We start from the raw sequence: 11,777 nt of genomic DNA on the forward strand, positions 1-11,777 counted from the left end.
CCCCGTGTCTTACGCATTCGGAATCTGAGTCATGACCACCCAAACCATTCGCGTCGACATCGTCAGTGCCGAAGCCGAGATCTATCACGGCGATGCCGTGATGGTGGTCGCCACCGGCGAGCTGGGCGAGCTGGGCATCACGCCCCGTCATGCCCCGCTGATCACCCGCCTCAAGCCGGGCCACGTCGACGTGGTGCTGGCCGGTGGTGAGCGCCAGCAGTTCTGGGTTTCCGGCGGCATCCTGGAAGTGCAGCCGCAGGTGATCACCGTGCTGGCCGACACTGCCGCGCGCGCGTCCGATCTGGACGAGGCGTCCGCGCAGCGCGCCAAGAAGGAAGCCGAAGACGCGCTGGCCAACCGCACCGACGCGATGGAAATTGCCGAGGCACAGGCCAAGCTGGTTCAGGCGATGACCCAGCTGCAGGCGCTGGAGCGTCTGCGTAAAAACCTCAAGCACTGAGTTTCGCCGGAGTCGGCATTCCCGCGCGAATGCTGAGATAAGCAATGAACGCCGGCCTTGTGCCGGCGTTTTTGCATCGGCACGATTTGGGTCAGGGCGGGCAGGAACGATCACGATGACGGGGCGGGCAACCGGTTGGCGTAACGCATGCGGTGGACTGCTGTTGATGCTGGTGGGCTGCGCCATGACGCGGCCGCCACCGGCTCTTTCCTCCGCCACCGATGATGCATCCTGGAAGGAGGTGGTGCCGGTCGGCACGACGCGCTACCGGCTGGCGCTGGGCGAGGTGTCCAGCGGCGGCACGCCATTCCGGCGCGCGACGCCGGTGTATCCGCCGGAGCTGCTCGTAGGCTGTCCATCGCCGCAGGAAGTGCCGGCATTGCTGATCGTCGATGAGGCAGGCAAGGTCGGCGAAGTGCGCGTGGCGGACGAGGCACGGGCGGATACGGGCCGGCGTGCCTTCATCGCCGCCGTGCGCGTGGCGGCACGGCGGTGGCAGTTCAATCCGCTGACGATCAACCGCTGGGCCGCCGACGCCGACGGCAACAGCCATATGGTCGACAGCGGAGCGCGGCCATTCAGCCTGACCTATGTGTTCCGTTTCGAATGTCATGCCGGCAAGGCCACCGTTTCGGCTGCGGCGGCGAAGCCCTGAGCCCTTTCCCGCCCTCGTCCCGGCCGGACAGGCTGTTATGCTTTTTTGATCGAGACGCGTCAGGCCGATACCCATGAACCAAGTTTCCCTCCACATCATCATCCTCGCCGCCGGCGCCGGCACGCGGATGAAATCGAACCGGGCCAAGGTCCTGATGCCGCTGGCCGGCCGACCCCTGCTGGCGCACGTGATCGACGCGGCGCGTGCGCTGCAGCCGACGGCGATCCATATCGTCTACGGCCATTGCGGCGAGCAGGTGCGGGCGGCATTCGCTGGCCAGCCCGATCTGCGCTGGGTGCTGCAGGCCGAGCGGCTGGGCACCGGCCACGCGGTGGAGCAGGCGCTCGCCGATGTGCCCGACGGCGTCTCAGCCGGAAATGTGCGTGTTCTGGTGCTGTACGGCGACGTGCCGCTGACTCGGGTGCAGACCTTGCAGCAGCTGGTCACGGCGGACGGCAGCTTCAGCCTGTTGACCACCCGCCTCGCCGACCCGCACGGTTATGGCCGCGTGCTGTGCGACGACCATGGCCGCGTGCGTGCGGTGGTCGAGGAGAAGGATGCCGATGCCGACCAGCGCGCGGTGAACGTGGTCAATACCGGCATCCTCGTCGCCGACGCAAAGGCGTTGCGCGGCTGGATCAGCCGGCTTGACCGCAACAACGCGCAGGGTGAGTACTACCTCACCGACATCTTCGGCATGGCCGCCGCTGAAAAGCTGGCGGCACTCAGCGTCGAATGCAGCGATCCGATCGAGGCGGCCGGCGCCAACAATCCGCTGCAGCTGACCGAACTGGAGGCGGCGTACCGCCAGCGCGCCGCGCGCGCGCTGCTGGCCGACGGCGTGCGACTGGCCGATCCCTCACGCATCGACGTGCGCGGTACGGTCGCGGCCGGTCGTGATGTCGAGCTCGACATCGACGTGATCCTCGAAGGCCGGGTGGCGCTGGGTGATGACGTGCGCATCGGCGCATTCACCCGCCTGAAGGACGTGCAGCTGGCCGCCGGCACCGTGGTGCAATCGCACTGCGACCTGGAGGGCGTGGTCACCCACGGCCCCTGCACGATCGGCCCGTTCGCGCGGCTGCGGCCGGGCACCGAACTGGATGCCGGCGTGCATGTCGGCAACTTCGTGGAAACCAAGAAAACCCGCATCGGCGAAGGCAGCAAGGCGAATCACCTCAGCTACCTCGGCGACACCGAGATCGGTCGCGGCGTCAATGTCGGCGCCGGCACCATCACCTGCAACTACGACGGCATCAACAAGTTCGTCACCCGCATCGGTGACGGCGCCTTCATCGGTTCCAACAGCGCGCTGGTGGCACCGGTGACGATCGGCGCGCAGGCCACCATCGGCGCCGGCTCGGTGATCACGCATGACGCGCCGGAGGGCGAGTTGACCGTGGCGCGAGGTCGGCAACAGACATTCCCGGGCTGGAAGCGGCCGAAAAAAGTACCGACATAGAACCACCGCAGTCGCGCTCCAGCGCGCGGCTCAGGACACGCTCAGGCGTAGCGCCATCCGTCAATCTCCACCAGCAGTTCGCTGCGACAGATGTCACCGTGCAGCAGCAGCACCGGCACGCCGGGCAGGCGGTTTTGCAGGAAGTCGCGCACATGCGGCGCGTCGGCGCTGTGGCGCACGTAGATCTTGAGCGGCGAGTGGGTGTCGAACGCGGCGGCCATGCCGGCGCTGGCCAGCAATGCTTCGAGGTTGGTCAGGGTTTCGCCGAGCTGGGCATCGAGGTCGTCCTCATGTGCCGACGCGTGGCCCACCACGGCCGCAGTGCCGGAGATCGCCAGCGCGTCCTGCGCCGGCAGCGTCATCGCGCGGGCAAAGCTGGGTGGTGTACGGCCGTACTGGCGCGGGTAACGCCATGCGCTGACCTGACGCGGGTTTTCCACCCGGCTGCCGGGCTGGTCGCAGGCCAGCAGGTAGACCTGCATCCGGTGTTCCGCTCCGCGGTGGCCGATGGCCGTGGCGGCGGGAAAGCCTTCGGCAAAGAACGCGCCCATGCCTTGTGCACGGCCGTCGCAGAAGTGCTTGTAGCGCTCGGCGTCGCCCGAACCCTGGTTGATCGCGCCCAGATAGTTCCACACCCGCAATACATGCTTTTCGGCACGCTGGCCGACGAACTGCCGCAATGTCGCATAGGCAACGGTGGCGCTGGCTTCCAGTCCGCCGTGTTCGCGCTCGTCCAGTTCGATCGCCGCAAACAGCCAGCCGCCGCCCGCCGACCAGCGCAACGTGCCCTCGATGCCGCAGCTTACCGGCGCATCGACCCGCCACAATTCGAACGGTGCAGGCGTGTCGAAGCCTTCCAGCGCCACCTGCAGGTAGCGTGGATCGTCGCCTGGCGAGGCACCTGCGGCAAACCCGAACAACGCCAGTGTGCCGGGCTCGTCAAGGATGCTGGCGACTTCTGCCATGCGGTAGGACACCCGCGGTGCGCGGCGCGCGAGCGAGTCGATTTGTGGGGTTTCACATCCCTGAACCATTGTGTACAACCGGGAACGACAAGAGCGCTATGTTACACTCCGCGCCCACTGCCACCGGGGGGAGGCAATGAATCTTGAGTACGGAATCGAGCATGGCAGAACAGACAACAGCGCAACACGAACTGGCTACTTTGATCGTGGAATGCCTGAATCTCGATACAGTGACTCCGGAACAGATCGATCCCGATGCCCCGCTGTTCGGCGGCGAGCTGGGACTGGACTCGATCGATGCGCTGGAGATCGCACTGGCCGTATCCAAACGCCATGGTTTCCAGCTGCGTTCGGACAACCCGGACAACAAGCAGATATTCACCAGCCTGCGCACGCTGTCCGCGCACGTCGAGCAGCACCGCGCCGGCTGAGACCGGCGCTTTCTCGCCGCATCAACTCCGCTATCGTCACGTGGCATTCCGTCGTCAGTGGCAGGCTTGCGGTTTCGACGGAACCCTCGTGGAACCCGGCATGAGATCTGTTTCTCCCCTGCCTGACAGCACGCCACGGCGTTATGCGTTGCTGTTGCTGCCGGCTTACCCCTTGCTGGCGATCGCCGGTGCGGTGACGCATCGGCAGGTCTTTGCGTTGCTGGCGCTGGCCTTGCTGGCGACCGTGGTGATGCTGCCGCGCCTGCTGACGCGCCGCGTGGCGCCATGGTCGGTCTGGTTGGGCGTGCTGGCTGCGTTGCTGCTGCTATCACTGTATGGCTTTGCCGGCTTGCTGCTGGAAACCGTGCCGATCCTGATCAATGCGTTGCTGGCGTGCTGGTTCGGCCGCACGCTGGGTACGGCGGAGCCCCTGGTGGCGCGTTTCATCGTGGCGATTGAAGGCGCCGACCGACTGCAGCAACCCGGCGTGGCCGATTACGCCCGCCAGCTCACCTGGTTCTGGACGCTGTTGCTGGGCGCGCAGGCATTGCTGCTGAGCGTGCTGTGGCTGTGCGCCGAACACAGCGGCTTGCTGACGCGCTTTGGGATTGCCTCGCCGCTGCAGGTGCCCGAGCGATGGGCCGCGGCGTGGCTGCACCTGGGTTGTTACGTACTGCTGGCTGCGGCGTTCCTGCTCGAATACGGCTATCGCCGCTGGCGGCTGCGCCACCTGAGTCATCCCGGCCTGCACGACATGCTGCTGCAACTGGCCATGCACTGGCCGCAGTTGCTGCGCGGCAAAGGGGCGGTGGCGTCATGAATGGCAGCGGCTTCGAGCAGGCGCTGTGCATCGATGCGAAGCATCCGGCGCTGCCTGGCCATTTCCCAGGCCAGCCGCTGGTACCCGGTGTGGTCCTGCTGGAGCAGGTGGCGCTGGCCCTGCGCGCATGGCGTGGTCAGCGGCTGACACGCGTGCTGGAAGCAAAGTTCGTGGCACCGTTGCTGCCGAATGAAGCGGCAATGCTGCGCTTGATGGAGGCGGATCCTGCGGGCTCGCGGATCCGTTTCGAGATTCAGCGTGACGGCACCTTGCTGGCACGCGGCGTCGTCGAGGGAACGACATGAGCACGAACGAGCATTGGCAGAGCCGCCCCGAAGGCGGCGGACATTTCGCGATCTGGCTGATCCGCGCGATCGCGTTGTACGGCGGACGCCGGATAGGGCGGCTATGCCTGTATCCGATCACGCTGTACTTCTACCTGCGCCGCGGGCCGGAGCGGCTGGCATCGAAACAGTATCTGCAGCGCGCGCTCGGTCAGCCGGTCTCGCAGTGGCAGGTAATCAAGCACATCCATTGCTTCGCCGCCACGATCCTGGACCGGATCTTCCTGCTGGCGCATGGCGAGAAACCGTTCGAGATCGAGACGCACGGGCTGGATCTGCTGGATCAGCGCGTGGCGCTGGGTCGCGGCGTGCTGCTGTTCGGCTCGCATCAGGGCAGCTTCGAGGCATTGCGGGCCATCGGCGCACGCCGGCCAGGGATGCCGTTGCGGGTGGTGCTGGACAAGCAGAAAACCCCGGCGATGACCGAACTGCTGGAAGCGCTGGCGCCGGACGTGGGCAAGTGCGTGATCGACGCAGCGCAGGACGGCACGTCGATTGCGCTGGCGATGGCCGAGGCTTGCCAGAACGGCGCTGTGGTGGCGATGCTGGCCGATCGTGGCCGTGGTCATGAGGTCCTGCGGCGCACCGAGTTCCTCGGCTCGCCGGCGCCGTTTCCGATCAGCCCGTGGCTGCTGGCGCATACGTTGCAGGTGCCGGTGGTACTGTGTTTCGGCCTCTACCTGGGCGGCAACCGCTATCGGCTGATCTTCGAGCCGTTGAGCGATCGGGTGGAGATTCCGCGACACAATCGCGGCCCGGCACTGGATGCGTTGATCGCCCTGTACGCGCAACGGTTGGAGCACTACATCCATGTCGCACCCTACAACTGGTTCAACTTCTATGATTTCTGGCAAGACGCGCCTCCTGCTGCTGAGCCTGCTGTTGCCGCTGTGGTCGAGCGCGTCGGCGTCTGAACCGGCTGCCGCATCGTCATCGGCGCAGGCTTTGATTGCCGCGCTGGGCCAGCCGGCGCCGGCGCATACGGCGTTTGCCGAGGCGCGCTTCCTGCAAGTGCTGGACCGTCCGCTGGTGGTGTCCGGCGAGCTGTCATGGCTGGGTGACAATCAGCTGCAACGGCGCGTCGACAAGCCGCAACAGGAAACCGCCACCATCGCCAACGGCGAAGTGACCCAGCAGCGTGCCGGCAAGAGCCCTCGTCATTTTTCGCTGGAGCGCGCGCCGCAATTGCAGGTGTTGCTGGACAGTTTCGTCGCGTTGCTCAGCGGCGATGCCGGCCGATTGCAGCAGGCGTTCGAGATCAGGCAGGCCGGTGACGCTGCTGCCGCATGGACGCTCACCCTGGTGCCGCGTGACGTGAAAGTGGCGAAGACCGTCGCCAGCATCACCATCGATGGCTATGCCCGGGAGTCGCGCTGCATGCACATGCAGGAAGCCGACGGTGATCTCGCGATCGACCTGCTCGGCTCGCTGGCGACGAAGATGCCGGGGCAGCCCACTCGCGAAGCGCTGCAGGCGCTGTGTCAGGGCACGCCCTGAACATGCGCCGGGGCGCCCGCGCGACGCTGCTGATCGTATGGCTGCTGGCGCTGGCCGGACTCGGCTGGATGGTCAGCCAGCGTCTGAAGATCAGCACCGATCTGCGCAGCTTCATGCCGGCACCGACCACGCCGGATCAGCGTTTGCTGATGGAGCAGGTCGGTGACGGGCCGGGTTCGCGCCTGCTGCTGCTATCCATCTCCGGTCAGTCCGACGCGCAACTGGCCGCGCTGAGCCAGGGCATCGCCGCGACGTTGAAGAACGACAAGCGCTACAGCCAGATACTCAACGGCAGCTTCGACCTCGGTGCACTCGACGCCAGCCTGCTGCCGTATCGCTACCTGCTGTCGCCGACGCTGGATACGCAGCCGCTGGACGAGGTGTATCTGGCCGACCAGCTGCAGCAGCGGCTGGACGATTTGTCCTCGCCTGCCGCCAGCCTGCTGAAAGGTCTGCTGCCGCGCGATCCCACGCTGGAGATGCTGAAGCTCGCCGAGCTGTGGGCACCGGCCAAATCGCCGGAAGTGCGCGAGGGCGTGTGGTTCTCGCCGCAGAACGAGGCGTTGCTGCTGGTGCAGACGGTCGCTGCCGGCTTCGATCCGGGCGCGCAACAGCAGGCGATCGACGGCATCCAGCAGGCGTTTCATGCGTTGCCCGGCAGTGCCGGTGCGAAACTCGAACTGAGCGGGCCGGGTTATTTCAGCGTGGTGGTCGGCGCGCAGACGCGGCATCAGGCCGACTGGATCGGGCGCATCTCCACCGTGGGTTTCATCGCGCTGCTGCTGCTGGCGTATCGCAGCTTCAGCTCGCTGCTGCTGTCGGCGCTGCCGATCGCCAGCGCCGCGCTGGCCGGCATTGCCGCGCTGACCGTGGCGTTTTCCGAAGTGCACGGGATCACCCTGGCGTTCGGCTTCACCCTGCTCGGGGTGGCGCAGGAATACCCGATCCGCGTGCTCAGCCATCGCCGCGCGGGCGAGGATGCGGTGCAGAGCGTGCGCGCACTGTGGCCGCTGTTGCTCACCGCGATCGCCTCGGCGTGCATCGCCTATCTGGCGTTTTACGCATCGGGCGTGAATGGGCTGAAGCAGCTGGCGGTGTTCACCATCGTCGGCCTGCTGGTCGCCGGCTTCAGCACGCGTTATCTGCTGCCGCATCTGCTGCCGCGGCGCGTGCGCGACGTGGCTGACATGCGCTGGCTGGCGCAGGCGCGCGCGTTCGTCGACCGTCTGCCGCGGCCGCGCTGGATTCCCGTGCTGGTGGCCGCTGCGATCGTGCTGATGCTGGCCGTCGCGCCGCGACCGTTCTGGCAGAACAACCTCGCGGCGCTGACGCCCTTGCCGCAGGCCATGCTGCAGCACGACGCGCGCCTGCGCGAGGCACTCGGCGCACCGGACGTGCGTTATCTGCTGGTGTTGCAGGCGTCCACCGAACAGGGCGTGCTGGCGCTGTCGGAAAAACTGCAGCCGCAGGTCGACGCGCTGGTGGCAAAACATGCAGTCGATGCGCTGGAACTGCCATCGCGTTACCTGCCGACGGTGGCGCGGCAACGCACGCGTCAACAACAGTTGCCGGACCCGGCCATCTTGCGGAAGGCATTGAACGAAGCCTTGCAGGGTCTGCCGTTCCGCCCCGATCTGTTCCAGCCGTTCCTCGACGACGTGCAGGCGGCGCGCGCGCTGCCGCCACTGACGCCCGAGCGTTACGCGCAGACGCCGCTGGGCCAGCGCCTCGACGCGATGCTGCTGCAGCGCGACGGGCATTGGCTCGGCCTGGGCACGGTCAGCGGCGTGCACGATGTGGCTGCCTTGCAGGCGCTCGGTAAAAACACCCACGGTACGGTGCGCCTGCTCGACCTGAAGGCAGCGAGCGAATCGCTGGTGGTCGATTACCGCACGCGCATCCTGCAGGCGTTGCTGGTCGCCGCGATCCTGCTGGTGTTCACCATCACGTTCGCGCTGCGCAGCCTGCGTCGCGCCTGGCACGTGCTGGCGCCGATGACCCTGGCGACGTTCCTGGTGCTGGCGGTGGAGCGCGTGGCCGGCGTCGAGATCTCGCTGTTCCACCTGGTCGCCTTGATACTCGCCGGCGGACTGGGCCTGCATTACGCATTGTTCTTCGAGCGCGATACCGGCGATCCGGCCGAGCAGCGGCGCACGTTGCACGCCACCATCGTGTGCGTGCTGTCCGCGCTGCTGGTGTTCGGCATGCTGGCGTGGGCCACGATCCCGGTGCTGCGCGCGATCGGGCTTACGGTGAGCCTGGGCGTGGCGTTTCATTTCTGCCTGTCGATCCTGATGGCGCCGCATGCGCATGCTTCCGAAGAGTGATTGGGCGCAGCTGATTCCACACGCCGGCACGATGTGCCTGCTGGATGCGGTGCAGGTGTGGGATGAGCGCACGATCCACGCGATCAGCGAAAGTCATGTACGTGCCGACAACCCGCTGCGCGGCACGCAAGGCTTGCACGCGGTGCATCTGGCCGAATACGGCGCACAGGCGATGGCGGTGCACGGTGCCCTGCAGGCGCGCGCGCACGCCAGCAGGGAAGTACGTCCCGGCCGACTGGTCAGCCTGCGCGACGTGCAGCTGTTCGAGGAATACATCGATCGGCTGGACGGCCATCTGGACGTCCATGCCGAATGCCTCTACGCCGACGATGGCGGTGCACAGTACGCGTTCCGCGTCGAACACCGCGGCCGGCTGCTCGCCAGCGGCCGCGCCGCGGTCATCCATCCCGTCATCTGATCATCAAGCGAGTCCCGCCATGTCCGAAGCCATGATTTCACGTCGCGCACTCGTCACCGGCGGCAGCGGCGAACTCGGTGGCGCAATCTGCCATGCGCTCGCCGTTGCCGGCTGGCAGGTGATCGTGCATGGCCACCAGAGCCTGACCCGAGCCGAGGAGACCGCGGCGGCGATCCGCGCAGCTGGCGGCAGTGCGCAGGCGCTGGCGTTCGACGTCACCGACGCGGAGGTGACCCGTGCCGCGCTGGACGTGCTGCTGTCCGAAGGGCCGATCCATGCGCTGATCAACAACGCCGGTATCCACGACGACGCGCCGATGGCGGGGATGAGTGACGAGCAGTGGCACCGGGTGATCGACGTCTCGCTGCACGGCTTCTTTCATGTCACCCAGCCGCTGCTGCTGCCGATGGCGCGCGCGCGTTTCGGCCGCATCGTCTCGATCGGCTCGGCCGCCGCGCAGCTGGGCAATCGCGGCCAGACCAACTACGCGGCGGCGAAGGCCGCGCTGGTTGGCGCCAGCAAGTCGCTGGCACGCGAGATGGCCTCGCGCGGCATCACCGTCAACGTGGTCGCGCCCGGCGTGATCGAAGGCCGCATGGCCGATGCGGCGTTTCCGCCGGAGCGCATTCGCGAGCTGGTGCCTGCGCAGCGCGCCGGCAAGCCGGAGGAAGTCGCCGCGCTGGTCGCGTTCCTGTGCTCGGATGCCGCCGGCTACATCAACGGCCAGCTGATCGGCGTCAACGGCGGCATGGGCTGATTGTCCCGACGTCAGGCTGCCGCGTTGAACAGCGGTGGTCGCGGCTGGCCCGACAGTGGCGCACGCAGGCGCGCATCGGCGCCGCCGGCCTGCAGCGTGAGTGCGTCGGCGATGCCGTCCAGCAGGCGCACGTTGTCGCGCAGCCGCGTGCGGATGCCGGCGTCGTCCAGCGGGTCGGTCAGCGAGGCGTTGAGCTCGGCAAACCACGTCAGTGCGCACTGGTCCAGCATTTCGCGCCGGCTCTGCCCGCCGCCGGCGGCATGCCACTGGCGGAACAGTTGCTGCATGCGCGTGTTCAATGCCTGGGCGTGCTCCAGTTCGGGACGCATGTCGCCGAGCAGGTTCAGATCGGTCAGCCGCTGCTGGAACATCAGCTGGCACAACACGCCCCAGTAGTAGGCGTAATCCCAGATCACCTTGGCCGGCAGCACTTCGGCGTTGCCGAACAGTGGGTACTGGTCGCGGAACAGCGCCAGCGTGTTCTCGTAGAACGAGAAGAACAGCTTCTCGTAGAAGTGTGCGTACGGCGCGATGTTGCGGCCGGCGCGGTCGTGACCGATCAGCGCCACGATGTATGTGTTGGCGATGGCGATGAAGTCGCTGCCCGGCGAATAGAACGGATCCAGGAAGGTGCCGGCCTCGCCGGTCAGGGCCCAGCGGTCGGCCGAGAAAAGCTGCTTGCTGCTGTGCGAGTAGTCACGCAGGAAGCGGAAGTCGAGCAGGCTGTCGCGCTCGGCGGCGATTGCGCGGCCCATCGCCGGCTGACGTGCATGCAGCCATGCCAGCGCGAGTTCGAAATCGCGCATGCCCTCCAGCGGATGCATCGCCGCGTCGGTGACGATGCCCACCGAGTGCGCGCCCGAACCCAGCGGAATCAGCCACGCCCAGTAGCCCGCACCCATCAGGTGGTTGGTCGAGCGCCAGCGCTCCGGCGGTGAAACACGTCCGCGCCAGTCGGCGTCGTCGGTCCAGCTATCGATGTCGAGCTTCGCACCCATGCGGAACCACACCGCGTTGGCATGGTGGCCGTTGTCCAGGGTCAGCTCGAAGCGTCGGCGCAGCAGCGCCGCGCGGCCCGAAGCATCCAGCAGCCAGCGCGCGCCGGCGGTGTGTTCGCCGTCTGCGTCGATGAAGCGCACCGTGTGTGTCGCGCCGTGTTCGCCGACGGTGAAGCCCTTGACCGTGGCGCCGTCGCGGAAGTCGATGCCGCGTCGGCGCGCTTCCTCGCCGAGGAAGTTCTCGAAAATGCCGCGGTCGATCTGGTAGCTCGGAATCGGCAGGATCCGGCTGACTCCCAGCTCGGTGGTGTTGTGGACGTCGTCGCGCCCGTCGGAGAAGAAATAGCGCAGTCCGAACTTGCGGATGTGCGCTGTATCCATGTGCTCGCGCAGGCCCAGCGTGTGATCGAAGTAGTGCGCGCCGATCTCCACTGTCGACTCGCCGACCTTGTGTGCGGCGGCCGGCAAAGGGTGGTGATTACGCTCCAGCACCAGGATGTCCATGTCCGGAAATTCGCCGCGCAGCTGCAGCGCCAGACACAGGCCGGCCAGTCCACCGCCGAGGATTACCGCTTCGTGCGTCGTCTCGCTCATGCAGGCGCAGGCTCCAGGGTGCGTGTTGCGGATGTCGCAGGCAGTGGAT

The 11,777-nt window shown here is 66.9% G+C and carries 13 protein-coding genes; 11 read left to right on the forward strand and 2 right to left on the reverse strand.

Going from position 1 to position 11,777, the window contains the following annotated elements:
• Positions 1-31: 31 nt before the first annotated feature.
• The 3 genes from EAH75_RS17240 to glmU all read left to right on the forward strand — a co-directional run bounded on the left by EAH75_RS17240 (position 32) and on the right by glmU (position 2,577).
• Positions 32-460 (forward strand): F0F1 ATP synthase subunit epsilon, encoded by a 429-nt coding sequence (locus EAH75_RS17240; RefSeq protein ID WP_140806340.1) that lies wholly within the window; start codon positions 32-34, stop codon positions 458-460.
• Between the two features lie 184 nt (positions 461-644).
• Positions 645-1,115, forward strand: coding sequence for a hypothetical protein (locus EAH75_RS17245; RefSeq protein ID WP_241668984.1), 471 nt, complete (start codon positions 645-647; stop codon positions 1,113-1,115).
• 73 nt (positions 1,116-1,188) lie between these two features.
• Positions 1,189-2,577 (forward strand): bifunctional UDP-N-acetylglucosamine diphosphorylase/glucosamine-1-phosphate N-acetyltransferase GlmU, encoded by a 1,389-nt coding sequence (glmU, locus tag EAH75_RS17250; RefSeq protein WP_140806342.1) that lies wholly within the window; start codon positions 1,189-1,191, stop codon positions 2,575-2,577.
• 41 nt (positions 2,578-2,618) lie between these two features.
• Here the strand turns inward: glmU and EAH75_RS17255 are convergent, their stop codons facing one another.
• Positions 2,619-3,611 carry a pteridine-dependent deoxygenase gene (locus tag EAH75_RS17255; protein WP_140806343.1) on the reverse strand — a complete coding sequence of 331 codons (993 nt, stop codon included), beginning with the start codon at positions 3,609-3,611 and terminating at the stop codon, positions 2,619-2,621.
• Between the two features lie 92 nt (positions 3,612-3,703).
• On the opposite strand from EAH75_RS17255, the gene EAH75_RS17260 reads away from it, so the two are divergent.
• The 8 genes from EAH75_RS17260 to fabG all read left to right on the forward strand — a co-directional run bounded on the left by EAH75_RS17260 (position 3,704) and on the right by fabG (position 10,136).
• Positions 3,704-3,973, forward strand: a complete 270-nt coding sequence (locus tag EAH75_RS17260) for a phosphopantetheine-binding protein (RefSeq protein WP_140806344.1) — start codon at positions 3,704-3,706, stop codon at positions 3,971-3,973.
• 100 nt (positions 3,974-4,073) lie between these two features.
• On the forward strand, positions 4,074-4,793 hold the full coding sequence (locus EAH75_RS17265) for a xanthomonadin biosynthesis protein (RefSeq protein WP_140653681.1): 720 nt from the start codon (positions 4,074-4,076) through the stop codon (positions 4,791-4,793).
• Positions 4,790-5,098, forward strand: a complete 309-nt coding sequence (locus EAH75_RS17270) for a hydroxymyristoyl-ACP dehydratase (RefSeq protein WP_140806345.1) — start codon at positions 4,790-4,792, stop codon at positions 5,096-5,098. Before EAH75_RS17265 ends, EAH75_RS17270 begins: the two co-directional genes overlap by 4 nt.
• Complete coding sequence (locus EAH75_RS17275; protein ID WP_140806347.1) at positions 5,095-6,051, forward strand: acyltransferase; 957 nt, start codon at positions 5,095-5,097, stop codon at positions 6,049-6,051. The genes EAH75_RS17270 and EAH75_RS17275 overlap by 4 nt, the downstream gene beginning before the upstream one ends.
• Positions 5,978-6,634, forward strand: a complete 657-nt coding sequence (locus EAH75_RS17280; protein WP_140806348.1) for a LolA-related protein — start codon at positions 5,978-5,980, stop codon at positions 6,632-6,634. Before EAH75_RS17275 ends, EAH75_RS17280 begins: the two co-directional genes overlap by 74 nt.
• Positions 6,635-6,636: 2 nt before the next feature.
• Positions 6,637-8,961 (forward strand): MMPL family transporter, encoded by a 2,325-nt coding sequence (locus tag EAH75_RS17285; RefSeq protein ID WP_140806349.1) that lies wholly within the window; start codon positions 6,637-6,639, stop codon positions 8,959-8,961.
• Complete coding sequence (locus EAH75_RS17290; protein WP_140806407.1) at positions 8,945-9,379, forward strand: phosphotransferase; 435 nt, start codon at positions 8,945-8,947, stop codon at positions 9,377-9,379. Before EAH75_RS17285 ends, EAH75_RS17290 begins: the two co-directional genes overlap by 17 nt.
• A gap of 19 nt (positions 9,380-9,398) precedes the next feature.
• Positions 9,399-10,136: a 3-oxoacyl-ACP reductase FabG gene (gene fabG, locus EAH75_RS17295; protein ID WP_140653692.1), complete on the forward strand. Its 738-nt coding sequence runs from the start codon at positions 9,399-9,401 to the stop codon at positions 10,134-10,136.
• Positions 10,137-10,147: 11 nt separating this feature from the next.
• On the opposite strand, the gene EAH75_RS17300 is transcribed toward fabG, so the two are convergent.
• Positions 10,148-11,728, reverse strand: a complete 1,581-nt coding sequence (locus EAH75_RS17300) for an NAD(P)/FAD-dependent oxidoreductase (RefSeq protein ID WP_140806350.1) — start codon at positions 11,726-11,728, stop codon at positions 10,148-10,150.
• Between the last annotated feature and the right edge of the window lie 49 nt (positions 11,729-11,777).

This window comes from Rhodanobacter glycinis (genome assembly GCF_006438785.1).
Lineage (GTDB): Bacteria > Pseudomonadota > Gammaproteobacteria > Xanthomonadales > Rhodanobacteraceae > Rhodanobacter > Rhodanobacter glycinis_A.